Source organism: Arthrobacter sp. B3I4 (assembly GCF_030816855.1).
Taxonomy (GTDB): Bacteria; Actinomycetota; Actinomycetes; order Actinomycetales; family Micrococcaceae; genus Arthrobacter.
The window spans coordinates 1371803-1397169 of the sequence record NZ_JAUSYK010000001.1; the positions used below are offsets into that span (position 1 = coordinate 1371803).

General features: G+C 67.1%; 18 protein-coding genes and 2 pseudogenes. 10 read left to right on the forward strand and 10 right to left on the reverse strand.

The genetic code is table 11. The features are described 5' to 3' along the window. Positions 1-31 precede the first annotated feature (31 nt). Positions 32-1996, reverse strand: a complete 1965-nt coding sequence (locus QFZ61_RS06480) for an adenylyl cyclase (protein ID WP_307034420.1) — start codon at positions 1994-1996, stop codon at positions 32-34. A 303-nt stretch (positions 1997-2299) separates the two neighbouring features. Between QFZ61_RS06480 and QFZ61_RS06485 the strand changes: the two are divergent. The 5 genes and pseudogenes from QFZ61_RS06485 to QFZ61_RS06505 all read left to right on the forward strand — a co-directional run bounded on the left by QFZ61_RS06485 (position 2300) and on the right by QFZ61_RS06505 (position 8107). Then, positions 2300-3613, forward strand: a pseudogene (locus QFZ61_RS06485) (extracellular solute-binding protein). Between the two features lie 3 nt (positions 3614-3616). Next, entirely contained in the window at positions 3617-4606 is a 990-nt protein-coding gene (locus tag QFZ61_RS06490; RefSeq protein ID WP_307034422.1) for a carbohydrate ABC transporter permease, read from the forward strand. Continuing rightward, positions 4603-5547 carry a carbohydrate ABC transporter permease gene (locus QFZ61_RS06495; protein WP_307034424.1) on the forward strand — a complete coding sequence of 315 codons (945 nt, stop codon included), beginning with the start codon at positions 4603-4605 and terminating at the stop codon, positions 5545-5547. The genes QFZ61_RS06490 and QFZ61_RS06495 overlap by 4 nt, the downstream gene beginning before the upstream one ends. Continuing rightward, positions 5544-6986 carry a glycoside hydrolase family 1 protein gene (locus tag QFZ61_RS06500; RefSeq protein ID WP_307034425.1) on the forward strand — a complete coding sequence of 481 codons (1443 nt, stop codon included), beginning with the start codon at positions 5544-5546 and terminating at the stop codon, positions 6984-6986. Before QFZ61_RS06495 ends, QFZ61_RS06500 begins: the two co-directional genes overlap by 4 nt. A 71-nt stretch (positions 6987-7057) precedes the next feature. Next, positions 7058-8107 carry a LacI family DNA-binding transcriptional regulator gene (locus tag QFZ61_RS06505; RefSeq protein WP_307034427.1) on the forward strand — a complete coding sequence of 350 codons (1050 nt, stop codon included), beginning with the start codon at positions 7058-7060 and terminating at the stop codon, positions 8105-8107. 36 nt (positions 8108-8143) lie between these two features. Here the strand turns inward: QFZ61_RS06505 and QFZ61_RS06510 are convergent, their stop codons facing one another. Then, entirely contained in the window at positions 8144-8560 is a 417-nt protein-coding gene (locus tag QFZ61_RS06510) for a PaaI family thioesterase (protein ID WP_307034429.1), read from the reverse strand. 172 nt (positions 8561-8732) lie between these two features. Between QFZ61_RS06510 and paaZ the strand changes: the two are divergent. After that, positions 8733-10845 (forward strand): annotated as a pseudogene (gene paaZ, locus QFZ61_RS06515) (phenylacetic acid degradation bifunctional protein PaaZ). Between the two features lie 27 nt (positions 10846-10872). On the opposite strand, the gene QFZ61_RS06520 reads toward paaZ, so the two are convergent. After that, entirely contained in the window at positions 10873-12003 is a 1131-nt protein-coding gene (locus tag QFZ61_RS06520) for a heparan-alpha-glucosaminide N-acetyltransferase domain-containing protein (protein ID WP_307034431.1), read from the reverse strand. A gap of 889 nt (positions 12004-12892) precedes the next feature. On the opposite strand from QFZ61_RS06520, the gene QFZ61_RS06525 reads away from it, so the two are divergent. Beyond that, complete coding sequence (locus QFZ61_RS06525; RefSeq protein ID WP_307034433.1) at positions 12893-13300, forward strand: VOC family protein; 408 nt, start codon at positions 12893-12895, stop codon at positions 13298-13300. 114 nt (positions 13301-13414) lie between these two features. Here the strand turns inward: QFZ61_RS06525 and QFZ61_RS06530 are convergent, their stop codons facing one another. The 5 genes from QFZ61_RS06530 to QFZ61_RS06550 form a co-directional block, all read right to left on the reverse strand. Then, entirely contained in the window at positions 13415-13720 is a 306-nt protein-coding gene (locus tag QFZ61_RS06530; protein ID WP_307034435.1) for a hypothetical protein, read from the reverse strand. 299 nt (positions 13721-14019) lie between these two features. Then, positions 14020-14853 carry a DUF427 domain-containing protein gene (locus QFZ61_RS06535; RefSeq protein WP_307034437.1) on the reverse strand — a complete coding sequence of 278 codons (834 nt, stop codon included), beginning with the start codon at positions 14851-14853 and terminating at the stop codon, positions 14020-14022. A 66-nt stretch (positions 14854-14919) separates the two neighbouring features. Next, complete coding sequence (locus tag QFZ61_RS06540) at positions 14920-15519, reverse strand: TetR/AcrR family transcriptional regulator (RefSeq protein ID WP_307034439.1); 600 nt, start codon at positions 15517-15519, stop codon at positions 14920-14922. Between the two features lie 110 nt (positions 15520-15629). Further along, complete coding sequence (paaK, locus tag QFZ61_RS06545) at positions 15630-16967, reverse strand: phenylacetate--CoA ligase PaaK (protein WP_307034441.1); 1338 nt, start codon at positions 16965-16967, stop codon at positions 15630-15632. A 14-nt stretch (positions 16968-16981) separates the two neighbouring features. Next, positions 16982-17512: a hotdog fold thioesterase gene (locus tag QFZ61_RS06550; RefSeq protein WP_307034443.1), complete on the reverse strand. Its 531-nt coding sequence runs from the start codon at positions 17510-17512 to the stop codon at positions 16982-16984. A gap of 91 nt (positions 17513-17603) precedes the next feature. Between QFZ61_RS06550 and pta the strand changes: the two genes are divergently transcribed. The 3 genes from pta to QFZ61_RS06565 are packed head-to-tail and all read left to right on the forward strand — an operon-like array spanning position 17604 to position 21577. Then, positions 17604-19751: a phosphate acetyltransferase gene (gene pta / locus QFZ61_RS06555; protein ID WP_307034445.1), complete on the forward strand. Its 2148-nt coding sequence runs from the start codon at positions 17604-17606 to the stop codon at positions 19749-19751. Positions 19752-19759: 8 nt separating this feature from the next. Then, positions 19760-20929, forward strand: a complete 1170-nt coding sequence (locus QFZ61_RS06560; protein ID WP_307034447.1) for an acetate kinase — start codon at positions 19760-19762, stop codon at positions 20927-20929. A gap of 60 nt (positions 20930-20989) precedes the next feature. Then, positions 20990-21577, forward strand: a complete 588-nt coding sequence (locus QFZ61_RS06565; RefSeq protein WP_307034449.1) for a GNAT family N-acetyltransferase — start codon at positions 20990-20992, stop codon at positions 21575-21577. Positions 21578-22096: 519 nt separating this feature from the next. Here QFZ61_RS06565 and QFZ61_RS06570 read toward each other — a convergent pair. Both QFZ61_RS06570 and QFZ61_RS06575 read right to left on the reverse strand, forming a co-directional pair. After that, positions 22097-24553 (reverse strand): hypothetical protein, encoded by a 2457-nt coding sequence (locus QFZ61_RS06570; protein ID WP_307034451.1) that lies wholly within the window; start codon positions 24551-24553, stop codon positions 22097-22099. A 7-nt stretch (positions 24554-24560) separates the two neighbouring features. Next, positions 24561-25343 (reverse strand): peptidoglycan-binding protein, encoded by a 783-nt coding sequence (locus QFZ61_RS06575; protein ID WP_373427136.1) that lies wholly within the window; start codon positions 25341-25343, stop codon positions 24561-24563. Positions 25344-25367: the final 24 nt, after the last annotated feature.

Below are 25367 nucleotides of genomic sequence, written 5' to 3' on the forward strand. Positions count from 1 at the left end.
GGGCCGGCCGGCCCCTCCGCCTGTCCGTGTCCTAGCCGAAATTGGCCACGTAGCTGGGTACACCCACCGCGTCTGTCGTTACCGGTGCCCCGGTGTCGTTGATGACGTGGTCCAAGGTCCCGGCGCCGAGGTTGACGGTCAGCAGACCGTGCAGCTTCACGCCCGGCGTGACCGGGACTTCGAACCCCCGGGTGGCGTGGATCGTGGGGTCGACGTTGTTGTAGACGTAGCTGCCGCCGCCCCAGAGTTCGTGGGTCTTGACCGCGTCGGCCACCTTGTACCCCGCCCAGCCGAGCACGCCGTGGTGTTGCCAGGCGGCCTGGTTGGGTGCGTCGTAGGGCAGCTCGTTCTGGAAGAAAACCGTCCGGCCGTGCTCGCCGTTCCAGACGGTGTTGTACTTCTGATAGTGCTCCACGAACAGGCCGGTAGCGGTCACATGGTCACCGTTGACGACCACGCCGTAGTCGGCCGTGTTGGTGTCCCAGCCGACGCCGTTGCCATGGTCCGCGCGCCAGGCCCAGATGTGGTCGAGGAGCACGTTGTCGCTGTTGACTTCCAGGCTGAGCGCCGCCTTGCCAACGTGGGGGCCGCCGATGCGGAAGAACACATCGTGAAGGGCGGTGGGGTTGGTGGCATCACTGTGCTTGCTGGCCTTGTCGGCAGCCGCGTTGCGTTCGGCAGTGCCGGCATTGGCGGGCTTGACCGTTTTGCCGATCCGCATCAGCGCGGGCGAGTTCACGGATCCGGCGTCGACGGTGATTCCGGCGATCTGGACGCCCGGGGCGTCCGCGACGGTCAGTGGTACAGCCCCGCCGACGGCGGTGAGGGTCGTCATGCCGAGGCCGAGGACGACGGCGTCGGCGCGCTTTACCTCGATGCTGCTGTCGACGTCGTAGACCCCCGGGGTGAACAGCAGGTTCTTGCCGCGCGCCAGCTGGGAGTTGATGGTTTTGACTGAATCGGACGGGCGGGCCACGAAGAAGTCGGACAGCGGAATGCTGTGGCCCGGCGTCGGACCGTTTTCCCAGGTGGTGCCGGTGCAGTTCTGGCGGAGGGCAGGAACGAAGACGCTGTACTGGCCGGCCTCGTCGATGGTCAGGTAGGGCTTCTCACGGCTGACCGGGGTTGTTGCCAGAGTGGTGTACGGCGGGTTCGGGAAGGACTGCGCCGGTGCCCCGTTCACTCCGGAGAAGACCTGGTTCCACACGCCATTGGACCAGCCGCCGATGCTGCTGTCCCGGACGTAATACTGCTGCTGCGAGCCGTTGACGACGGTGCCGGTCTTCGAGTCGGAGATGAAGCCGCCGCTGGCATACTGCGGTCCGGCGGTGCAGTAGTCCATCAGCGAGAGATTCCCGCCGGTGACACTGACGCGGCGCATCGGCGAGGCCTGGGAAGCGGCCCAGAAATTCGCCGAGCTGCGGCAGCCCTCGAGCCCGGTGACATTGATCGAAAGGTTGGAAACGGATCGCCAGAAGTTGTTCAAGGCTATGCAGTTGTCTGCGGTAAGGCAGCGGTTGTAGGCGTCGACGTGGCCGTTGATCACAACGTCCGTGGGGGAGGCGCCCAGCCCTGCCACCTCGGTGGAGTAGCCGACCTGAACGATCAGGGGCTTCTCGGCGCTCCCGTAGGTGCCGGGTTTAAAGAGCAGGGAGTAGCGGTCGGTTCCCATCTCATCATCGACCTGCTCGGCCGCGATGGCGTCCACCGTCGCCTGGATCTCCGCCACCGGCATGCCGGGGTCGAAAACCCGTACGTTGGGACCGAGATCGGGGGCGGCCCCCGGCTTCGGCGCGGCCGGCGCAGGTGCCGTGGGCTGCGCCGCCGGCGCGGCCCCCGCGGGCTGGGCGGTTGCGGGGGTGACTCCCGCGCCGGCGCCCAGGACGCCCAGCAGGACGGCGACGGCGCCGGTGGCGAGCCGGTGGGGGAGCCGATAAGGCGTCCTGGCCTGCGGATGCGCGGCCGCACGGACAGCGCTGAAGTGGGCAAGCGGCATTGCTGGTCCTACTCTCTGTGAGGTCCGGCTTTCAGACCGGTTGCGAGGGCAGCGGCAGTCTGGAAAGAGGACTTACAAGCGACGGGAGTCCGGTATGGACGGCGCCGTGGGAGCGCTCCCGTCGGGGAAGCGTAGCACTGCACCCAGGCCCGGGCAACAGCTTCATCGGCCTTCGGAGCGCGTGCTTGACAGGGGTAAGTGACGTAGGACACCATTCTGTGAGAGCGCTCCCACCAGGAAGCAGGAGCGCTTCCCATCCCCACTCTGGACGGCGCCTAGCCCTGCACCTGATGCGGCGCCTCCATTCCGACAAGGAGTCCCAACGTGAACCACCCCCGCAAAATCACGGCACTCTCGGCGGCAGCCGCGGCCCTGGCCCTGGCCCTTAGCGCCTGCGGAACAGAGGCTCCCAAGGGCGCCGCCGGCGCTGGCGAAACCGGCAAGGAGCCAGTGACCCTGACTGTCGCAACCTTCAACGAATTCGGCTACGAGGACTGCTCAAGGAATATGAGTCGCTCAACCCCAATGTGAAGGTCCAGCACAAGAAGGCCGCAACTACGAACGAGGCGCGGGACAACTTGACCACGCGACTGGCGGCCAAGTCAGGCCTGTCGGATGTCGAAGCCATCGAGGTCGACTGGCTTTCCGAACTGAAGCAGTACCCGGACCAGTTCGTAGACCTCAAGGACCCGGCAGTAGAAGGCCGCTGGCTGGACTGGAAGACGGAGGCGGCCACCACAGAGGACGGCCAGCTCATCGGTTACGGCACGGACTCGGGTCCCGAGGCGGTCTGCTACAACTCGGCGCTGCTCAAGGCCGCCGGTATGCCCACGGACCGGGAATCGGTCGCCAAAATGCTCGGCACCACGTGGGATAGCTACTTCGACGCCGGCAAGAAGTTCGTCGCGGCCAAGACCGGGCCCGCCTGGTTCGACTCCGCCGGGGCCATTTACCAGGGTATGAGCAACCAGTTGGAGAAGGCCTACGAGAACGAGGACGGCACCGTCATCGCCGCCGAGAACCCTGCCGTCAAGGACGTCTACACCAAGGTTCTGGACGCCTCGACCAAGGATAATCTCTCGGCACACCTGCCCCAGTGGAGCAACGACTGGGTCGCCGGTTTCCAGTCCCAGAAGTTCGCCACCACCCTCTGCCCGGGCTGGATGCTCGGCGTGATCGAGGGTAACCGCCGCCGGCGTTAAGGGCTGGGATGTTGCCAACGTCTTCCCCGGCGGCGGTGGAAACTGGGGCGGCTCCTACCTGACCGTCCCAGCCCAGGGCAAGCACCAGGCCGAAGCCAAGAAGCTCGCCGCCTGGCTGACCGCTCCTGAGCAGCAGGTCAAGGCGTTCAAGGCCAAGGGCACGTTCCCCAGCCAGGTCGAAGCACTGAAGAGCGAGGCCCTGCTGGGCCAAAGCAACGCGTTCTTCAACAATGCACCCACCGGCAAGATCTTCGCCGAGCGGGCCCAGGCGGTAGGTGCCACGCCGTTCAAGGGACCGAAGTTCTTTGCCATCAACGACGCCATGCAGCAAGCCCTGACCCGGGTGGACGTGGATAAGTCCGACGACCCCGCGTCATCTTGGGCGAAGTTCCTCACCGCTGTGAAGTCCCTCTAGGCGATGTCGATAACGGACCGGGTGAGGCCGCAGGGCCACCTCTCCGGCGGCCCAAGCACGAGGGACCGGAAGATCCGGCGCCTCGCGTTTTCGCAGCGGGTGTCGCAGTGGGACGTCAAGTTTTCACCGTACCTCTACATTTCGCCGTTCTTCGTCCTGTTTGCCCTGACCGGGTTGTTTCCGCTGCTCTACACCGGCTGGGTGTCACTGCACAACTGGAACCTCATCGGCGGCCAGGGCAAGTTCGTCGGACTGGATAACTTCGGATTTGTCCTCAGCCAGCCGTACTTCTGGAACGCGGTCGGAAACACGCTGAGCATCTTCCTGCTCTCGTCGGTGCCGCAGGTGGTGCTGGCGCTGCTCATCGCAGCAGTGCTGGACGCCAACCTGCGGGCGACGACGTTCTGGCGGATGGGAGTGCTGGTGCCGTTCGTCGTCGCTCCCGTGGCGGTCGGGCTGATCTTCAACAACCTGTTCGCGGACCAGTTCGGACTGGTCAACGAGTTGCTGGCAGGCTTCGGCCTCGACCCGGTCCGCTGGCACTCCGACCAGCTCGCCAGCCACCTCGCGATCGCCACCATGGTCAACTTCCGCTGGATCGGTTACAACGCACTGATCTTCCTGGCCGCGATGCAGGCGATTCCCCGCGAGGTGTTCGAGGCGGCCACCATTGACGGGGCCGGCCGCGTCCGCCAGTTCATCTCGGTGACAGTGCCCATGCTCCGCCCCACCGTGATTTTCGTGGCCATCACCTCCACTATCGGCGGGCTGCAGATCTTTGACGAGCCCCGGGTGTTCGACCAGTCCGGACTCGGCGGCGCCGACCGGCAGTGGCAGACCCTCACCATGTACATCTGGGAGCTCGGCTGGGGCCAGCGCAACTTCGGCAGGGCTTCCGCGGTGGCGTGGCTGCTGTTCCTGATGATTGTGCTGATCGCCGTCCTGAACTTCCTTCTCACCCGCCGCATCGCCAGCCAGGGAGGCCGTAAATGAGTTCCGTCCCGATGATCCGGCAAACCGCAGGTAAGGGCGCCGCGAAAGCGGCGGCCAACCGGTTGAACCCGCCGAACCGGCTGAACCGGCCGGCGCGGCGCGCCCGGGACCAGGGCCGTTCCGGAAGCGCGCGTCGTCCCGGGCGGCTGAGCTACGGCTTCCTGGCCGCCGTGCTGCTGGCGTCCCTGTTTCCGCTCTACTGGTCCTTCCTGGTGGGCAGCCACGACAGCACTGCGCTGAGCCGCGGTGTTCCGCTGCTTCCGGGCGGAAACTTCCTCTCCAATGCTGCGAAAGTCTTCGACAGCATCCCGTTTTGGAAGGCCATGGGCAACAGCATCCTGGTCTCTACGGTCACGGCGGCCTCGGTGGTGGTTTTTTCCACCCTCGCCGGGTTCGCGTTCGCGAAACTGCGCTTCCGGGGAAGTAGATGGCTTCTGGTCTTCGTGATCGCTACCATGGCGGTCCCCACCCAGCTGGGTGTGGTCCCGCTGTTCATCGTGATGGCCAAGCTGGGTTGGACCGGATCCCTCTGGGCGGTCATCATTCCCGGCGTCGTTACGGCCTTCGGAGTCTTCTGGATGACCCAGTACCTTCGGGATGCCCTGCCGGATGAACTCATCGAAGCCGTCCGGATAGACGGCGCCTCCATGATCCAGGCATTCTGGTACGTGGGTTTCCCCGCAGCGCGGCCGGCCGCTGCGATGCTGGCGCTGTTCACTTTCGTGGCAACGTGGACGAACTTCTTCTGGCTGTTTATTGTGCTGGACCCCTCCAACCCGACCCTGCCGGTGGCGCTGCAGCTGCTGCAGGCGGCACACTTTGTGGACTACTCGGTGGTGTTGGCCGGCGCTGTCCTGGCCACCATCCCGCTATTACTGCTCTTCATTGCGGCAGGTCGCCAACTCGTTTCAGGAATTATGCAAGGAGCAGTCAAAGGATGAGCACCACCCCGATTACTTTCCCCGAAGGCTTCCTTTGGGGCGCGGCTACGGCTGCCTACCAGATCGAAGGAGCCGCCCACACCGGCGGCCGGGAGGACTCGATCTGGGATACCTTCGCCCGGATCCCGGGCGCCGTGGCGGACGCCCACAACGGTGACGTGGCCTGTGACCATTACAACCGCTCGGGCCAGGACGTCGAGCTGATGAAATCGCTGAATCTTAAGGCGTACCGGTTTTCGACGTCGTGGGCCCGCTGCATGCCCGACGGCTGGACCCCCAACCCCGAGGGAATCGCATTTTATTCGCGTCTCGTGGATGAACTGCTCGCCGCGGGCATCACCCCCTGGCTGACGTTGTACCACTGGGACCTCCCGCAGGCGCTGGAGGATGAGGGCGGCTGGGCGAACCGTGAGACTGCCCGGTTGTTCGCCGACTACGCTGCCGTGATGCACGAAGCTCTGGGCGACCGGGTCCGGATCTGGACCACGCTCAATGAACCGTGGTGCTCGGCTTTCCTTGGCTACGCCGCGGGAGTCCACGCTCCCGGGCGGCAGGAACCGGCCGCCGCGCTCGCCGCTGCCCACCATCTTTTGCTCGGACACGGACTCGCTGTTCAGGAGCTGCGCCGGCGTGATCCCGCGGCGAGCCTGGGAATTACGCTGAATCTCACCGTCGCGGATCCGGCGGACCCCGGCGCGGCGGACGACCGGGACGCAGCCCGGCGGATCGACGGGTTGCACAACCGCATCTTCCTCGATCCCATCTTCCGCGGCACCTACCCTGCAGACGTGCTGGAGGACGTCGCCGGCCTCGGTTTCGACAGTGTGGTGCAAGACGGCGACCTGGACGTCATTTCGGCGCCCCTGGATCTGCTCGGCGTCAACTACTACCAGGGAGAGGCCCTGACCAAGACGGTACCGGCGGGCGAGGCTCCGACCAGCGAGGCTCCGGCCGCCGCGGCGCCGGAGGAAGCCGGCAGGCCGACGGCGTCACCGTTCGTTGCCGCCGACGGGGTGCACTCGGTACCGCGGGGACTGCCGGTGACGGGCATGGGCTGGGAGGTGCAGCCCGAGGGCCTGACCCGGCTGCTGACCCGGCTGCAGCGGGAGTACACAGGCCCGGCGGGCATCCCGATCTACATGACGGAGAACGGTGCCGCGTACCCGGACGTCCCCGACGCCGACGGCTTCGTCGACGACCGGGAGAGGCTGGCGTTCTTTGAGGCGCATCTGCGCGCGGTCCGCGATGCGATCGACGGCGGGGCGGACGTCCGCGGCTACCTCGCCTGGTCGCTGCTGGACAACTTCGAATGGGCCTATGGCTACCACCAGCGCTTCGGCCTGGTCCGGGTGGACTACGACACCCTGGAACGGACACCCAAGGCGAGCGGTCTGTGGTTCGCCAAGGTGGCGGCGGCGAACGCCCTGCCCGCGGACTAGCAGTCCGGTCCGGCAGTCCGGCCAAACAGTCCGGCCCGGGTGAGCTCGGAGGATGTCGTATTCTCAAAGTGATGAGCGAACAGAACCTCCGGACTCTCCGGGCCGGACCGGCCGGACACAGTCCCACCCTTGAAGACCTTGCGACGGCGGCCGGGGTGTCCCGCTCCACCGCCTCGAGGGCCATCAATGGCGGGTCCCGTGTCAGCCCGGAGGCGCTGGCTGCTGTCAACGCGGCGGTTATTGAGCTGGGCTACACCCCCAACCGGGCCGCCCGGAGCCTGGTTACCCGCCGGACGTCGTCAATCGCCCTGGTGATCAACGAACCCGATGCCCGCGTCATGATGGACCCGTTCTTTGCCGCCGTCATCACCGGCGTGACCGAGGCGCTGCGGGAAACCGAAATGCAATTGGTCCTGCTGATGTCCCGGGCCGGGGGCGACCCTTCCCGGACGCTGCGGTACCTGCGCGGCGGCCACGTTGACGGAGCAATTATCGTTTCGCACCACAAGGCAGACGGCTGGACTGAAGAACTTGCCGCCTCGGGATTGCCCACCGTTTTTATTGGAAGGCCCTGGGACACCCGGCTGGGCATCCACTACGTGGACGTGGACAGCTTCGACGGCGCCCGGCAGGCCGCGCTTCACCTGGCAGCGGCCGGCCGCACACGGCTGGGGACCATCACCGGACCGCTCGACATGACGGCTGCCGCGGACCGGCTCAGGGGCTGGCAAGCCGGCCTCAGCGAAGCCGGGCTGCCGGCCGGACCGGTCGCGCACGGAGACTTCACTCCTGCCGGCGGCACCGAAGCGGCCGAACGCCTCCTGAGCCAGGACAGCCGTCTGGACGGCATCTTTGCCGCTTCCGACCTGATGGCCCGCGGCGCCATCACCGCCCTGCTGGCCTCGGGGCGCGCAGTACCTGGCGACGTCGCCGTCGTCGGCTTCGATGACCACCTGACGGCGCCGGGCGAACTGCCGCTGACCACGGTCAACCAGCCGACGGTGGAAATGGCCGCCCAAGCAGGCCGTCTTCTGCTCGACGACATCGAGAACCCGGGGACCAGCCGGGAGCCGGTCATCTTCCCTGCGCGACTGGTCGTGAGGGCGAGCAGCCTGCCGTAGCCCGGGCGGAGCCGCCGAGGCGCAGGGTGGCGTTGCCTAGCCCTTGCGGTCCAGCAGCAGGTTGGTGATCCGCATGGTGCACAGCCGGTCACCGAGCGCATTGCTGATGACCACCTCGTGGGTGGTAACGGTGCCGCCCAGGTGAATGGGGGTGGCGGTGATGGTTACGAGTCCTTCCCGGGCTGACTTGTGGTGCGTCGCCGAGACGTCCACACCAACCGCCGTCTTGCCCAGTGTGCTGGCGTGGATCACTGCCGCCCAGGAACCCACCGCCTCTCCCACAGCCAGTGAGGCGCCGCCATGCAACAGTCCGAAGGACTGCCGGTTGCCCTCCACCGGCATGGTGGCCACAACGCGGTCTACGGACTGCTCGACGATCTTGACGCCCATCTTCTCGTCGAGCTCGCCCAACGTGATCTTCCACAGCTCGGCATCGCGGGGCTCGGGGGTCATTGTGTCTCCTCTGGTGTGGTGCACAGGGCATGCCGCCTGTCACGGGCCGGTCCGGCCTGCTGTTCCTAGTGTGCCGCAGGACTCATTCATGTACTCTAGACATATTACCGAACGGACGGTCAGTAATGTGCTGGCCATGCCGATCTTGCCCCGTTGGAAGGACCCGTCAACGATGACCACCACTGCAACAGCTCCGGAACCCACTGTGGGCACCGTCGAAATCGTTCCCAGCTTCGTCCGGAACTCGTGGTGGACACCCGACGCCGGTGCTGCCGCCGGCGCCGCCATGGTCCTGGACGCCAGCACCGGGGAGCTGCTGGCCAAGGTGAGCACCGAGGGTCTGGACCTGGCCGCCGTCGTCGATTACGGCCGCACCACCGGGCAGTCCGAACTGGGCAAGCTGACCTTCCACCAGCGTGCCCTCAAGCTCAAGGAACTGGCGCAGTATCTCAACGGCCGCCGCGAGGAGTTTTACGCGCTGTCCGCCCAGACGGGTGCCACCAAGGTCGACTCGCTGATCGACATCGACGGCGGCATCGGCGTGCTCTTCACCTTCGGCTCCAAGGGCCGGCGTGAACTGCCAAACTCGCAGGTCGTCGTGGACGGGCCGATGGAGGTGCTCTCCCGGGACGGCTCGTTTGCCGGCGAGCACATCTACACCCGGATTCCCGGCGTCGCCGTCCAGATCAACGCCTTCAACTTCCCGGTCTGGGGCATGCTCGAGAAGCTCGCCCCGGCCTTCATCGCCGGTGTGCCCACCATCGTCAAGCCCGCCACCCCGACCGGTTACGTCGCGGCCGCCGTCGTGAAGGCGATCGATGAATCCGGCATCCTGCCCGAGGGTTCGCTGCAGCTCGTCTCCGGCTCCGTCCGGACCCTGCTGGACCACCTCGACTACCGCGACCTCGTGGCCTTCACCGGCTCCGCCTCCACCGCCAACACGCTCAAGTCGCACCCCAACGTTGTTACCGGCGGAGTCCGCTTCACCTCCGAAACCGACTCCCTCAACGCCGCGATCCTGGGCCCCGACGCCGTCAAGGGAACGCCGGAATTCGACGCTTTCATTAAGTCCCTCGTGACCGAGATGACCGCCAAGGCCGGCCAGAAATGCACGTCCATTCGCCGCGCCATCGTGCCGCAGGAGCTGGTGTCCGACGTCGTCGCTGCGGTGGGGGAGCGGATCAGGGAGCGGGTCGTCCTTGGTGACCCCCGCGCGGAGGGCGTCACCATGGGAGCTCTTGCCTCCCGGGAGCAGCTCGCCGATGTGCGCGCCGCCGTCCAGGCCATGCTCGACGCCGGTGGTGAACTCGCGTACGGCTCCCTCGATTCGCCGCAGGTCACCAGCGCGGACGGCAGCGTCGGCGTCGTCGAGGACGGCGCCTTCATGTCCCCCGTGCTGCTGAGCTGGGCCGACCCCGAAGCCGAGGAGGTCCACTCGCTGGAAGCCTTCGGCCCCGTCTCCTCGGTGATTGGCTACACGGACCTGGCTGACGCTGTCCGCCTCGCCGCCCGCGGCGGCGGGTCGCTGGTCGCCTCGGTCTGCACCAACGACGCCGACGTCGCCCGTGAACTTGTCACCGGCATCGCGGCGCACCACGGCCGGGTCCTCATGCTCAACCGCGAGGATGCCCGCAGTTCCACCGGGCACGGCTCCCCGGTGCCGCACCTGGTTCACGGCGGTCCGGGCCGGGCCGGCGGGGGCGAGGAACTGGGCGGCATCCGCTCAGTCATGCACCACATGCAGCGCACCGCCATCCAGGGCTCACCCAATATGCTGACGGCCGTCACCGGAGTTTGGCACACCGGCGCGGACCGCAACTTCACCCTAGAAACCGAGGGCCAGCACCCGTTCCGCAAGCCCCTGGCCACGCTGCACATCGGCGACGCGATCCGGTCGGACCTGCGGGAGGTCTCGCTGGAGGAGATCACCAGGTTCGCCAACTCCACCGGCGACACGTTCTACGCCCACACCAACCAGGAAGCGGCGGAAGCCAACCCGTTCTTCCCCGGCATCGTGGCGCACGGTTACCTGCTTTTGGCCTGGGGTGCCGGACTGTTCGTGGAACCCGCGCCGGGCCCGGTTCTGGCCAACTACGGCCTGGAGAACCTGCGCTTTATCACCCGCGGTCGCCGCCGGCGATTCCATCCGGGTCACCCTCACGGCCAAGAAGATCACCCCGCGCGAAACCGACGAGTACGGCGAGGTGGCCTGGGACGCCGTCCTGACCAATCAGAACGACGAAATCGTGGCCACCTACGACGTCTTGACCCTCGTGGAGAAGTAACCCGCCGGTCGTCTTACGGGCTGCGCGTTACTTGGGCTGCGCAGCCGAGTTGAGGACGTGGTTGCGGGCCCTAGCGGTGGCCGCGGCTATCATCCGCTCCAGCGGCCCGCGTCCCTTCGCTTTCTGCCAGACGACGGCGAACACGAGGGCGGCGGCCACCTGGAGACCCCAGGCCAGATACGGCTCATCTGCCAAAAATCCGGTGGCAAGGATCAACAGGTGCGCTGAGTACAGGGTCAGGGTCATGCTGCCTGCGGCTGCCAAGGGCGTCAAGAGACCGCCGACACCGCGGGCGGCCAGCAGCACGGCCCCAATGGCGGCCAGGGACGTTCCGATGGTGAGGAGAATATCCAGGGGCGTGGTGGAGTGCGGTGCCGCGATCGCCAGCCACCACCAGGAACTCGTCGGCAGGCTGGGGTCGGGACCCCAGATCAGCGCGTCGCTGATCGCCTCGTGCGAGAGCGAAGGGGTTGCATCCTCGATGGCCTTCAATCCGCCCAATGGGCCCAGCGCAAGAACTGAAAGCAGCCAGGCGGCTACAGCGAGGGCGGCCCCGCCGGCCAGCAGCCGACTCTGGGTCCGGACTGCCGTGAGGTCCAAGCGCCCCACGGCCAGGCCGGCGCAGATATACGCCATCCACGGCAGCGCCGGGTAGACGCCGGTGAGGAGCGTCTGGCTGAAAAACACGGCAGGATCGCCGAAGGCCGTGGCGAAGGTGGGGTCGTAGCCCGGCTCGGGAAGACGGTCTCGGAGGGCCTGCATCAAGACAGGGCCGACCAGAGCGAAGGCAAGGGCCGTTACGGCCACCTTGCCGGAGGAGAGCCCCAGCAAGGGGATTGCCAGAATGAACATCACCCCGTAATAAGCCAAAATGATGTAGGCAGGCATATCGACATTCGCGATGGCTAGGCCGATCCCCAGGATCAGCACGCCGCGGACGGCAAGGGCAGCCCTGGCCGCGGTCAGGGTGAGTCCGCGCAGCGGACGGCGTCCACCGGAGCTGAAGGCCAGGGAGACGCCGGCCAGCACCGCGAAGAGTGCCGCGGATTTGCCGGCGAACAGCAACCAGCTCAGCGTAGGTTCGAACCGGTCGGTCCAGGCGGGCAGCAGGTGGATGCCCATCATCCCGATCAGCGCGATGCCACGGACGGCGTCCACACCTATGAGTCGCCGCTTGGCCTGAGTCCCGGCGGTTGCCCGGCCCACGGGATCTGTACCTGCCGGGGTACCGGGTTCCTGTCCAGAGGGCGCCTGTCCACTGGTAGCTCGTTCGTGCGTAGGCCGGTCACTGGGAGCCCGGTCATTGGGCCCTGACGCGGGCGGGGCCGGCGTGGCCGGTTCCGGAGCGGTGGGGTCCGGGGCGGATAATCCACTTCCAACGCCTGAGCGATCAGGTGCATCCATAAAGCGTCTCCCCCGAAGATGGGACCTGCGCCTCGCGTGTAATAAGCGACGCACGGCCCAGCAAACCAGTGTTTGCTATGCATCCTCTTTGGCGCACCTGTGGATTCGCTGTGGTGCCGCAGTTCGTTCGTGGCTACGGCCGGGCCGCGCCGTCGTTGCCCGGGACCGCCGCATAGCCGCGCCACCTGTTCTTGTCCGGTTCGGGCAGGTCTTCCCAAGGCAGGGCCGGCGGCATCCAGAGACCGGCCAGAGCGGTTGACCGTTCCTCATACAGCTTTCGGCCGGGATCGGTTGTCGCCCTGCCATGCCGTGCACGTTCGGGGTGTGTTTGAGTGACCGCCGCTTCGGGGCCCGGGCAAGGGATGGCGGGATTGGATTCCAGAACGCGCATTTTCTGTCCTCGACTCGGGTCGGTCCTGTTGGGGGCAGTTCAATCCTGGGGCGGGGGGCTGTGAGGCAGGCCGTGGCTTGCTGTGGCGCGGCTGTGCATCGGCCGCTGCGCGCTTGCGTCTGTAGTTGCTGATTCCGTTAGCGCCTACCGGCCTGGCGCGGGCGCCGGTGCGCCGGATTGCTGAGCGCTCTCACTGGGCAGGCTCCTTGTCTCCGGTTCCGGCGTAAAATTTCAAGGGTAGGAGGTGGCGAAATGTCCCTAGTACTCAACAAAGCCACAACAGTCCTGCCGGTCGATGATGCGGCGCGTGCCCGGCATTTCTATGCGGACACACTGGGTCTCCCGCATCGTGGTGTGGCCGAGGACGGAAGCGAAATGTTCGGCTCAGAGGGCGGCCCTTTGCTGCAGCTGATGCCCGTGAAGGATGGAAAGCATTCGGAGCACACCACCCTGAGTTTTGAAGTCAGTGAAATTGAAAGCACGGTTCGGGAGATGGAAGCCCGGGGCGTCAGGTTCCAGGACTACGATCTCCCGGAGCTCAAAACCGAGAATCACATCTGCACAACGGACTCCGAGAAGTGCGCCTGGTTCATGGACACTGAGCACAACGTTCTCTGTGTGCACGAAAACCTCACCACGGCGGCCGATTACCAGCTCTGATCCTCGACCGCCACAAAAACAGCGCCCCCTGTTGGGGGCGCTGTTTCAGTTTGCGGTCGGAAGCCGCGCGGCCCGTCAGGACCTCGCGCGGCACCGTCGGGCTTCCGCAGCCGATCAGGCCTCGGCGCCGCCGTGCAAGCCGTCGTCGCTACTGTCATCCTCGCGGCCGGTGCCGCGGCCGGACTCACTGCGGTCGGAGAGGTCCATGTTGCCGCGTGCCTCGTCCATGGTGGGGCCGCCGGCGGGAACGCTGTACGTCTCGGGGCGTATGCCGTGCGCCTGTTCCTCGATCAGGGCCTGCTCTTCACTGAAACGGATCACGTTTGCTTCGTCCCCGGCATCGCCGGGAATGTCCTCGCGAAGCTTCGATGGATCCGGAACGATGAATCCTGCGTCAGGTTCTTCCTTGGGGTGGCTCATGGTTCTTCCTTCCTCGCTGAGATGGCTTTCTACCACCGTAGTCCCGGGCGCCAGGAATACCAAGCACGCTTATTATTTCGTTTGGCGGGCGCTGGCTCGCGCGTGCTGGCCGTTGGACGTCTTCAGGCAGCCCTCATCCCGCGGCACGGCGACCGGCCCGGCTGGTTTGGCTGGAAAGTACGACGCCGTTCCGGGGGGACTTTGCCACGGAGGCGCCGACAGCCAGCAGCGATTGTCCGGGAGGGGTAGTCAATGTGCCCCCGGCCGGCCGGCCGCCCCGGGCCGCCCGGTGCCCGCATTCAGGACCAGGGTGTGACGGGGCGGGGCTGCAAGGCGCCGTTGACCGTCAAGTCGACGCGTTCATTGAAGAAACTGATAAGGCCATGGATTTGGGCGGCGTCGCGGAACCGCCGGTCATAGCTCCACGCAATGTTGTCGCCCTGGTCCGAGCCGGTGTAGCTCCAGTACCGGGCCATGCCCTTGTACGGGCACACTGTCCGCTTCCGGCTCTCCTGCAGGAGGTCCAGCCTGACGTCCGACGGCGGCAGGTAATACCGGACGGGCAGCATGGTTTCGTAGAGAAGCTGCGCCGCCGTCGTGTGGGCCAGCGTCACGCCGTCCAGCGCGACCTCCACGTCCGCCGATGACGCGCGGACGTCCACCCGGTGAAACGGATCCCGGGGATGGCCGATGATTTCTTCATCATCCTCAAGCCATTGGAAGGCGGCGAAATCCAGTACCACGTAGCCGGCCAGGTCCGGGTCCTCAAGCCGGAAGGCGGCGCGGGGGACAGCGCCGGACGGCATTGCGACGTCGAACTCCTCCCCGGCGGCGGTATGCCCCGCGAAAGCCGTTCCGGGGTCCAGGAGTCCGGGGGATCCTCCGGACCGGAGCCTGAAAGCGTGCTCCTCGACGGCAGCTGCCGGCAGCGCCGGCGGGACGAGTGCGGCCAGCAGGTCCTGCTCTGGCACGGCGTAAACCGGGGTGACCCGCCGCGGCTCCCAGAGGAGGTAGGCGCTGCGCGTATCGACGACGGCGTTGCCGCTGAAGCTCGCGCGGACCCTCTTGGTTGTGGGCTCGTACCGCAGCTGGGGGAACGCGCCCGTCAGCAGCCGGGACAACTTGGTGGCCATCTATCCAGCGTGGCGCGGCGCACCGAGCGGGTCAATAGGTTCAAGAAGACGAGCCGGAAGAAGATCCTAGCGGGGGACGTGCAGGCCGTTGAACGCCATGGTGATCACGTCGTCGGCCAGTTTCTCAGGCGAGAGGGATCCGCCCGGTTTGTACCATTCGACGATTGAGTTGATGGTTCCGAACAGCAACCGGGTGACGGTGCGGGGGTCGATGTCCTGCCGCAGCGAACCTTCATCCCGGGCCGCCGAAATCAGGGCGGCGACCTTGTGGTCAAAGGTGCGACGCCGTTCCAAAGCGTTGCGTTCGATTTCGGTGTTGCCGCGCAGCCGGAGCAGCAGGGTGACGAACGGGAGCCGCTCCACCAGGACCGAAATCGTTTCGCGGAGCACAAACTCCAGACGCGCGTCCGCCGACCCGTTCTTGGCTTCCGGGCGGTCCAGGACCGCTTCCAGGCCGCCGAGGGCCTCTTCCAGCGCCAGCTTGAGCAGGTCGCCCTTGGAAGGCACGTGGTGGTAGATCGCTGACTTGGAGATGCCGAGGTTCTCGGCAAGGATGCCCATGGACGTGGCGTCGTAGCCGTGGCGGTTGAAGACGTCGACAGCAATCAACAGGACCGACTGCTGGTCATAGCCGGGGCGGCCGCGCTTGGTGGTGGTGGTGGGCATACTCGCTAGTTTCTCATGAACGGTCGGTCGGCCCGGCAAGAGCGGCCCGGCAGAAGCGCCCAGGAGGACGCGTCTGCCGGGCCGGCCAGCGCCGCGGGCGGCGGAACGGATCAGGCCTTGGGGCGCAGGTCGTAGATGCGGCGCAGCTTGCCGTTGGAGCGCTCCAGGGAGCCGGGCTCGACGACGTCGACGCTGCAGGAGGAGCCGACGTGGATCTTGATCTGGTGCTGCAGCAACTTCGCCGCATTCGCGCTGCCCTCCGCCGTGACGGCGTCGCGGCGTTCGATCTTGACCGTCAGCTGGTCCATCCGCTGCCCCTCCGGGCGGGTGAGTTCCAACTGGAAGTGCGGGCTCAGCTCGGGAATCCGCAGCGCAATCTCCTCGATCTGGGAGGGGAACAGGTTCACGCCGCGCAGGATGATCATGTCGTCGCTGCGGCCGGTGATGCGTCCCATCCGGCGGTGCGCCGGTCGGGCGGTGCCGGGCAGCAGCCGGGTGAGGTCCTTGGTGCGGTACCGGATGATCGGCAGCGCTTCCTTGGTCAGCGAGGTGAAGACCAGCTCGCCGGGCTCGCCGTCGCCCAACACGACGGAGGTGTCGAACGGGTCAATGATCTCCGGGCGGAAGTGGTCCTCCCAGATGTGGCTGCCGTCCTGGGTTTCGACCGCTTCTCCGGCCACGCCGGGGCCCATGACCTCGGAGAGGCCATAGATGTCGCAGGCCTTGAGGTTCATGGTGACCTCGAGCTCGTGCCGCATTTCCTCGGTCCAGGGCTCTGCACCGAGCACTGCGTACTTCAGCGAGGTGGACGCCGGGTCGATGCCCTGCTTGATCATGGCATCGGCGATGGTGAGCAGATAGGTCGGCGTGGCCAGGATGGCGTCCGGTTCGAAGTCCTGGATGAGCTGAATCTGGCGTTCGGTCTGGCCGCCGGAGATCGGGATGACGGTGCAGCCCAGCGCCTCGGCCCCGGCGTGGGCCCCCATGCCGCCGGTGAACAGACCATAGCCGTAGGCGTTGTGGACCTTCATGCCGGGACGGACACCGGAGGCGCGCAGCGAGCGGGCCACCAGCTTGGCCCAGTCGGCGAGGTCCTGCTTGGTGTAGCCCACCACGGTGGCGCGGCCGGTGGTCCCGGAGCTGGCATGGATCCGGGCCACTTCCTGCTGCGGCACGGCGAACATGCCGAACGGGTACTCCAGCCGGAGGTCTTCCTTTGTGGTGTAGGGGAACTTCCCCAGGTCGGAGAGCTCGCGAAGGTCGGTGGGGTGGACCCCCGCCTCGTCGAACTTGCGCTTGTACAACGGGACACGGTCGTAGGCGTAGGCCACGGTGTGCTGGAGGCGGCTGAGCTGCAGGGCCTCGAGCTCGTCGCGGGAGATGGTTTCTTCGCGGTCCAGGACAGCGTCGCTGGGGGCGAGGGCAGATTCAGCGGTGGGGGTGGTCATCGGGGTCCCTATTTCTATTTCTTGGAGATGGTGCGGCTGCGGCCGCGGAACTCGGCGACGAGTTCGCCAGGGGGGACATCGGCGGGGAGCCCGCCCGGGAGCGTGGGGGCGGGTGCGCCGGCGGGGGAGGCTGCGGGAGATGCCCCCGTGGCTTCCGTGGCGGCGGGGTCCGCCGCGTAGATCTGGATGTCGTACAGGCCGCTGCGGCCGGTGCTCGCGCGCCGGTTGGCGACGGCGGTAAGGACCTGGCCCTGGAAGGCGGGCTTGATGAAGTTGATGTCGACGCCGGACGCCACGGTGATGCTGCCTTCGTCAGCCAGGCCCGGGTTGGCCGGGTTGCAGGCGAGAGCAAAGGCCGTGTCGCCGAAGGCGAAGATCATGCCGCCGTGCGCCATGCCAAAACCGTTGAGCATTTCCTGGCGGAGCGGCATCCGGATGGTGGCATGGCCGTCGTCGAGCGCCAAGACCTCGATGCCCATCCACTCGGAGGCGTAGTCGTCTTTCAGGATGGGGTGGGTGTCCCCGGAAATCGTCAGTCCAGCCATGCGTCATTGCCTCCAGCTTTATTTACCGAATGTTCATTAGGTAATCCCATCCAGGTGCCCGCTGTCAAGGGGTGTAAGTATGCTGGGACACATGGCCAAAGGAATATATGTCAGCGCGACGACCCCGGGATCCGGTAAATCGCTCATAGCCTTGGGCCTCGCGGATACCCTGCACCGGCATGCGGACCGCATCGGCTTTTTCAAGCCCGTCGTGCACGGCAGCGCCGCCGCGGACCCGATGGTCACGCTGATGAAGTCCCGCTTTGACCTTGACGATGACCGCTGCCGCAGCGGCCTGACCTTCGAAGAGGTCCGCGGACTGCTCGCCGAGGGAAAGCGCGAGGAGATCGACTCCCGCTGCGTCGAAATCTTCGCCGAGATGTCCCGGCATTGCGACGTGGTGATCATCGAGGGCACGGACCTGACCGGCCAGGACGCCGCCGTCGAGTTCGACCTCAACGCCCGGCTGGCCAACAACCTTTCGGCGCCGGTGGTCGCCGTCGTCGGAGCGAAAGGCCGCACCGTCGCCGAAACCGCGGACGCCGTCGAAGTGGCCCGCAAGGAACTCCTCGCCGAGCGTTGCGCCCTGCTGGCCATCATGGTCAACCGCGCCGATCCCGACGAGCTGGAGCGCATCGCCGCGGCCGTTCGGCCGGGGGCCTCCGGCCGTCCGGTCTACGTATTCCCCGAACTGGAGGACATCGCCCGGCCCACCACGGGGGAAGTCGCCGCCGCTTTGGGCATCGGCCAGGTGGCAGGGCTGCCGGACCTGGAACGCGACGTGCACTCGGTCAAGGTTGCTGCCATGAACGTTGCCAACTTTCTGCACGTGCTCGACGACGGCGCGCTGGTGATCGTGCCGGGCGACCGGGCCGACGTGCTGGTGGCGTGCCTGGCGTCGTCGTTCTCGCCGGAGTTCCCGGTGCCGTCGGCGCTGATCCTGACCGGCGGCCTGGCGCCGGATCCCACCATCTACTCGCTGCTGGCCCAGGCGCCCTTTCCGATCTTCGCGGCTCCGGATGACACCTATGTGACCGCCAAACGCGTCTCCGAGGTGCGCAGTGAAATCTGGTCCGGCCACCGGCGCAAGGTGGCCTCCGCGCTGGGTCTGTGGTCCAAACGGGTGGACGAGGCGGAACTGCTGGAACGGCTGCACCTGCCCCGGCCGGAGCGGATGACGCCGCTGCGCTTCCTGCACGATCTGATCGAACGGGCCCGGTCGCAGCGCCGTCACATCGTGCTGCCCGAGGGCAAGGACATCCGGATTCTGCGCGCCGCGGAGATCCTGCACCGCCGCGATGTCTGCGAGCTCACCCTGCTGGGGCGCGAGGCCGAAGTCCGCGAGCTGGCAGCCACCCAGGGCATTGACCTGACCGGCATCCACATCGTTGACCCGGCCACCTCGGAACTGCGCCAAGGCTTCGCGCGGAAATACGCGGAGCTCCGCGCGCACAAGGGTGTGGACCTGGCGAAGGCGCTTGAGGTGCTGCAGGACGAAAGCTACTTCGGCACCATGATGGTCCAGCTCGGCGTCGTGGACGGCATGGTCTCCGGAGCCGCGCACACCACGGCGCACACCATCCGGCCGGCCCTGGAGTTTGTGAAGACCCGCGAGGGCGTCAAAATCGTCTCCTCGGTGTTCCTCATGCTGATGCCGGACCGGGTGCTGGTCTACGGTGACTGCGCCGTGAACCCCGAGCCCAACGTCGAACAGCTCGCCGACATCGCCCTGGCCTCTGCGGAAACGGCGGCCCAGTTCGGCGTTGAGCCGCGCGTGGCGATGCTCTCGTACTCCACCGGCGGCTCCGGCGCGGGTGAAGCAGTCGACGCCGTCCGGCAGGCCACCGAACTGGTGCGCGCACGCCGGCCGGACCTCGCGGTGGAGGGACCGATCCAGTACGACGCCGCCGTCGACGCTGCCATTGCCGAGTCGAAAATGCCTGGCTCGTCGGTGGCCGGCCAGGCGACGGTGTTCATCTTCCCGGACCTGAACACCGGCAACAACACCTACAAGGCGGTCCAGCAGTCCTCCGGCGCGGTCGCCGTCGGGCCGGTCCTGCAGGGCCTCCGCAAACCGGTCAATGACCTGTCCCGCGGCTGCACGGTCGACGACATCCTGAACACCGTAGCGATCACCGCGATCCAGGCCCAGGTAGTTCCGCCACAGGCGGCGCCGGTACCATTCCCGGCCGCCGCAGCCCAGACCGCACCCGTTTTGTCCGTCGAAGCCAAGGCTTAGGAGGCCCCATGCTCGTGCTCGTCATCAACTCCGGCTCGTCCTCACTGAAGTACCAGGTCCGTGACGTGGAGGCCGGCAGCGTCCTGGCCGAGGGGCTGGTGGAGAAGATCGGGATGGGCAACGGCGGCGACGGCGACGGCGAGATCGTGGGTCCGCGCGACCACGCGGAGGCGCTGGAACAGGTGGATGGCGCCATCCACGAGGCGCTGGGCAGCCGGACGCTCGATGCGGTGGGCCACCGGGTCGTGCACGGCGGCGAGCGCTTCTCCGAACCGGTGCTGATCAACAACGAGATCACCCGCGCGATCGAGCGGCTGAACCCGCTCGCGCCGCTGCACAACCCGGCCAACGTGCTCGGCATCCGCGCCATCACCAAAAAGTGGCCCCAGCTGCCCCAGGTCGCCGTCTTCGACACCGCCTTCCACCGCACCCTGCCCGAGCACGCCTGGCGCTACGCCGTGCCGGACGAGCTCTACACAAACCACGGCATCCGGCGCTACGGCTTCCACGGGACGTCGAATGAATACGTGGCGCACCGCTCCGCGGTGCTGCTGGATCTGCCGCCGGAGGAGTTCGACGCCGTGATCGCCCACCTGGGCAACGGCGCCTCCGTCACCGCCATCCGCGGCGGCAAATCCATCGACACCTCCATGGGGTTCACGCCGCTCGAGGGCCTCGTGATGGGCACCCGTTCCGGTGACCTGGACCCCTCCATCCTGGTGTTCCTGGGCCGGGCCGGTTGGTCCGCCGAGGACATTGACTCCATGCTCAACCGGCAGTCCGGGCTCAAGGGCCTGGCGGGGAACAATGACATGCGCTCGGTGGTGGAGGCAGCCGAGGCGGGGGATGCCCGGTCGGCCATGGCGCTCGCGGTCGCGTCCTACCGGCTGGCGAAGTACATCGGCGGGTACCACGTGGCCGTGGGCGGCGCGAAGGCCCTGGTCTTCACCGCCGGGATCGGTGAAAACTCGCACCAGTTCCGCAGCCTGGTTGCCGAACGGCTGGGCGCCCTCGGCGTGGAACTCGACACTGTGCTGAACCGCCAGCAATCCAAGGAACCCCGGGTCATTTCGACGCCGGAATCGGCCCTGCCGGTGCTGGTGGTCCCCACCGATGAGGAGCTGGCGATCGCGGAGGCGACCGCCGCCGTCGTCGCTGATGCATCCGTTGCTCCATAACGGCCGTTTACCCGCTCCAAAACGGTCTTTACCGAGCAAGGGATGGGTAGCGTGGGGGTTATGACCGTACAGAACCTTCCCCTGCGACTGCCCCTGCGGACGGATCGGCTGGTGCTGCGCCGCTTCGAGGCCGGGGACCTCGACGCCTTCCACGCCTACCACTCCCTGCCTGAGACCGCCCGGTTCCTGCCGAGGGAAGCCAAAAGCTACACCCAGTCGATGGAATCCGTCGGCAAATACGCCAACTTCGTCTTCGAGAAGGAAGGCGACTGGATCTGCCTGGCGATCGAAGCGGCGGACGCGCCCGGGCTGCTCGGCGAAGTGGTGCTGAAGTGGCTGCCCGGCTGCGGCCAAGCCGAAATCGGCTGGAGCCTCGCTCCGGAGGCCCGCGGGAAAGGGTACGCGGCCGAGGCGGCGTCCGAGGTGCTGAGGCTCGGCTTCGAGGAGCTCGGCTTCCACCGGATCAACGCCAAACTCGACGCCCTCAATACCGCGTCCGCCGCACTGTGCGAGCGTCTCGGCATGCGCCTGGAATCCACCCAGGTGGACAAGTGGCACTACAAGGGTCAGTGGGCCACTGAGGTCGTTTATGCGCTGCTCGCCGAGGAGTGGCAAGGCCGACGGCGGACCACGGACTCAACGGTTTGACGAAGGTGGCCGCTATTGGGATTCCATAGCGGCCATCTTTGGCAACTGAGCGTCTGAACCGGTCCGGCCGTGCTGGCTGCCGTTCCCGGCGGGTATTCACTGGGCCCGGGGTGGGAGCCGGGGCCCGACGCTCCTGCCCAGTTACTGGTGTCCGCACCGCCTCTGTCGGCGGCCAATCCGTGAAATTCCGCGGAATCTCCGGGACCCGTCCGGGCGCGGTGCCGGGTAACTGGGCTGGAGCGCGCGATGATCCGGCGGGCGTGGCTACACGGACACCCCGACGCCGGGCATGCCACCCAGGTGCGAGCTAGGGTTCCCGCCGCGCGGGCCCTCCCGGGATCTGCTGCCGTTGGACCGCCGAAGAGTTGTCGATTAGCCAAGAATGGCCGCTACGGGGGTTCCATAGCGGCCATTCTTGGCGAACGGGCGACCTTGCCGTGGCGGGACGCAGCAGCTTCCGGGCAGGCCGGCGGAACGGTCGAACGGTCGACCTTGCCTCGGCAGGATGCCCTGGATGCCCTACGGCGCCGGCGGGGCCGTTGTCGCAGGAGCGGCCGACGTCGGTACAGGCGCTGGTTCGGTGGCGCCACCGGTGGGCTGGCCGGCGTCCGGAGTAACCGTTGGTGCCAACGTGGGCTCCGGCGCGGGCGCGGCGGGTTCGCCTGGCACCGGCGGTGCTGTCGTCCCGGCTTCCTCCGAGGCAGGCGGCAGGGTGGCGCCGGGGGACGCGGCTGGTGCGGGAGACTGCGTAGCGCCCGGGGAGGCCGTTGGCGTGGGGACGCCCGACCCGCCCGGAGTGGCGCTGGGATCGGTCCGGACGATCTCCATGATTTGTTCCTTGAAGGCCTCCAACTTGCCCTCGATCTCGGCGAGCGGGACGTTCTGCAGGCTCCGGCCATATTCGGCGATCTGCTGCCACAACGCGTTGAGCCGGGTCATGCCGTCGGCGCTGAGCGGGCCGTCCAGGGTGAGGACCAACTGGCTGGCCAGTGCGTAGGTGAGGCAGCCAAGGCAGTTGTAGTTGGCGGCGGTCGAGAGGTTCTCCGGAACAACGACGTCGGCCTGCCCCACAATGAGCACCACCTGGAACCCCACCGCAATGGCGGCGCAGTCCGTGCAGCTTGCGAACGCGTTCGCCTCGTTGCGGTTGCGGACGTCTTCCCCGTCCTCGGCCCACACAAGGGCGAACGCCACGTCGTAGACCACGGAGCCGTCGGTGGTGTTGACCGCAAGCGACTGGTTGCCGCCCTCCTCAGGTGCCGGCGGCATATCGAAAGGGAACACCCAGGACGGCGCCGCCGTCGTGGTGCCCGAGCCGCCGGACCCGCCCGAACCGTCGGAGGTCCCCGACCCGCCGGACCCGCCAGAACCGGACGTCTGACCAGCTGCGTCGCGGGGGACCAGCACCATGCTCAGCTGCGGCGCCTCGCGGGTGGGTTTCTTCGAACCGGCGGGCCACAGCGCCGTGGTCCGGCCGGCCTGACCCTGCTTGAGATGGCGCCCGGAAACAGCCGGGAAAACCGCCGTGGTGACGTCGCTGAGCGTGCCGCGCTCGTAGGGTTGCACGGGCCGGTAGCTCTCCGCGCCGGGCCACCACGCCCAGGCAAGGCCCGCGATGACGGCTCCGACCGCAGCCATCGCGACAGCGCGCTGTATCGTCTTGCCCCGGGTCTTTTGCCACAAGTTGGTGATGAGCTGACGGCCGGTGCGCAGCAGGATGTACAAGATGCCGAGGACCGGCAGCGCTATGCAGAGGACGGCCAGCACGCGCACGGCAGCGTCGGCAAAGTCCCCCGCGCCCACGCTGTGGGAGAGCATGGCTTGCTGCTTCCAGCCGCTGGCCCAGGCTGTGCCGAGGATCCGCGGCAGCGCCAGCACCATGCTGACGATGCTGAAGGCCAGCAACGGCACCGTGATCAGCACCCACGCAGTAACGACGGCGCGTGCCCAGGGCTTCAGCAGCTGCGCCTCGGGATCGGTACGGCGCCAGGGGATCAGGGCGAGCAAGGTCGGTTTGATCCGCTGGAACAGGTCAGGGACGCCGGTTGCGTCGGCCAGGATGTGGTACCCGTCGAAGCGGACCATGGGCAGCAGTTGCCGGACCATCTGAAGAATCTGGGTGACCACCACCAGCAGCAACGCGTCAAAGCCGGTGGCCCACCAGATGCCCATGATGGCGACGGCGACGATCGCGTTGAAGTACAGCCCGCCCAGGTCGGTGCGGATGCGGCCGGCCCGGCCCAGCCGGTAGGAGTCGGTGACGTCGGTGTAGAACGCCGGCCACATCAGGTACAGCCCCGTGCCCATGGCGCCGGGGGTTGCCCCGCCGCGACGGGCGGCGGCGGCATGCCCGAATTCGTGGAAGCCTGCCGACAGCACCGTGACCAACAGGATCAGCAGCACCAGGCCGGGGTTGGCGAAGGCGTCGTGCGTGGCCGAAGCCAGCCCCTTGACCATCAGCACCCACCAGCAGGCGGCGAGGAAAGCGGCCGTCACGGCGACGACGAGCAGCGGATTGAACAGTGCAACGAACGGTGCGGTCAGTTTCCGCGTACGTTCCGGGTCCGTCACGGTGTACCGGAACCGCATCCCCAAGAGCGGATTCGATTTCTTGACTTCCGGCTGGGAACCGTCGGCGAGCCGCAGGACGCCCAACGGGAGCAGCTGCGTGTCGATGAGTGTCTGTACGTTCGCCGCGCTGACCTGCTTACCGGAAGCGTTACCGGCATGCTGCGCGATCTCTTCGAGGCTGCGGCTGCCGTCCACGGCCTCAAGCACCTGGTAAAGCAGGGGCGTCAGCTGGAGCGTTTGTCCGTCGGCGCGGCGGACCAGGGACGGGGCCTGCTTGTAGCCGGAGCCCTTCGTCTGGCCGATCAGTTGGACGCCGTCGGCCAAGGCAGGGGGCGGCAAGGTGCCCGGGGCAGCAGAGGCCGGCGGGCCGTCCTGCGCGGACGGCCCGCCTTGCACGGTAGTCATCGAGTAGTTACTGCTGGATGTTCGACTGCTGGTCGGCCGAGGCCGTGGCCTCGCCCTCGATGTTCTGCGTGATGATCGCGTCCTGCTGCGACACGGCGTAGGCGTTGCTGTCGATGGACCCGATGTTGGCTGCCACCGCCGCATCGATCGGGGCGGCAACGTTGGCGTTGGCCGCCACTGCGCCGTTGATCGGCGCGGTAATTCCGGCGTTGGCGTCGAGGTTGACGTCGACGTTGAGGAGGTTGCCGTTGAGTGCCCCGGCGGCGTCGGTCGGCAGTGCGCCGAGATCGGGCGCCGTGCCGTCCGGGAGAACGTCCGTGGCACCGCCGACGACGCCGTCCACCGCCCCGTCCAGCGTTCCTCCCGGCAGGGTGCCGCCGGCGTCGACGGTCGCCCCGGAAGCATCCGCCAGAGTGCCGTCGGCGGTGCCGGCGTCACCTGCGGCGGCAGGAGCGCCGGAGTCTGCGGCCTGATCGATGCCGCTGTCCTGAAGGGAGGTGGCGTTCGCGTCGGCCGTGATGCCCTGGTTGATGATGACGCCCTGGTCGGAGAGGGCCTGAGCCTCCGAGCCGGCGGAGAGGATATTGGCGGAAGCCGCAGCGTCGATCGGCGCAGCCACGTTGGCGTTCGCCGCGACGGCAAGGTCGATCGGCGCGGCCGCATCGATGCCCAGGTTCAGGTCGGCGTTCAGGTCCAGTACGGAGGCGACTTCCTTGGCGGGCAGGGCGGTGGCACCCTCGACCATCAGTTCCTCGTCGGACAATCCGTTCATGGTTTGGTCAGTACTCACGAATGACTCCAGTTCCGGCACGGT

What these genes read in the sequence shown, in the direction of transcription:
- QFZ61_RS06535 (WP_307034437.1), bottom strand. Translation starts at nt 14,853, where the DNA reads ATGGCCACCAAGTTGTCCCGGCTGCTGACGGGCGCGTTCCCCCAGCTG.
- QFZ61_RS06480 (WP_307034420.1), bottom strand. Translation starts at nt 1,996, where the DNA reads ATGCCGCTTGCCCACTTCAGCGCTGTCCGTGCGGCCGCGCATCCGCAG.
- QFZ61_RS06490 (WP_307034422.1), top strand. Translation starts at nt 3,617, where the DNA reads ATGTCGATAACGGACCGGGTGAGGCCGCAGGGCCACCTCTCCGGCGGC.
- QFZ61_RS06540 (WP_307034439.1), bottom strand. Translation starts at nt 15,519, where the DNA reads ATGCCCACCACCACCACCAAGCGCGGCCGCCCCGGCTATGACCAGCAG.
- QFZ61_RS06570 (WP_307034451.1), bottom strand. Translation starts at nt 24,553, where the DNA reads ATGACTACCGTGCAAGGCGGGCCGTCCGCGCAGGACGGCCCGCCGGCC.
- QFZ61_RS06500 (WP_307034425.1), top strand. Translation starts at nt 5,544, where the DNA reads ATGAGCACCACCCCGATTACTTTCCCCGAAGGCTTCCTTTGGGGCGCG.
- QFZ61_RS06560 (WP_307034447.1), top strand. Translation starts at nt 19,760, where the DNA reads ATGCTCGTGCTCGTCATCAACTCCGGCTCGTCCTCACTGAAGTACCAG.
- QFZ61_RS06495 (WP_307034424.1), top strand. Translation starts at nt 4,603, where the DNA reads ATGAGTTCCGTCCCGATGATCCGGCAAACCGCAGGTAAGGGCGCCGCG.
- QFZ61_RS06525 (WP_307034433.1), top strand. Translation starts at nt 12,893, where the DNA reads ATGTCCCTAGTACTCAACAAAGCCACAACAGTCCTGCCGGTCGATGAT.
- QFZ61_RS06565 (WP_307034449.1), top strand. Translation starts at nt 20,990, where the DNA reads ATGACCGTACAGAACCTTCCCCTGCGACTGCCCCTGCGGACGGATCGG.
- QFZ61_RS06550 (WP_307034443.1), bottom strand. Translation starts at nt 17,512, where the DNA reads ATGGCTGGACTGACGATTTCCGGGGACACCCACCCCATCCTGAAAGAC.
- QFZ61_RS06530 (WP_307034435.1), bottom strand. Translation starts at nt 13,720, where the DNA reads ATGAGCCACCCCAAGGAAGAACCTGACGCAGGATTCATCGTTCCGGAT.
- paaK (WP_307034441.1), bottom strand. Translation starts at nt 16,967, where the DNA reads ATGACCACCCCCACCGCTGAATCTGCCCTCGCCCCCAGCGACGCTGTC.
- QFZ61_RS06510 (WP_307034429.1), bottom strand. Translation starts at nt 8,560, where the DNA reads ATGACCCCCGAGCCCCGCGATGCCGAGCTGTGGAAGATCACGTTGGGC.
- QFZ61_RS06505 (WP_307034427.1), top strand. Translation starts at nt 7,058, where the DNA reads ATGAGCGAACAGAACCTCCGGACTCTCCGGGCCGGACCGGCCGGACAC.
- pta (WP_307034445.1), top strand. Translation starts at nt 17,604, where the DNA reads ATGGCCAAAGGAATATATGTCAGCGCGACGACCCCGGGATCCGGTAAA.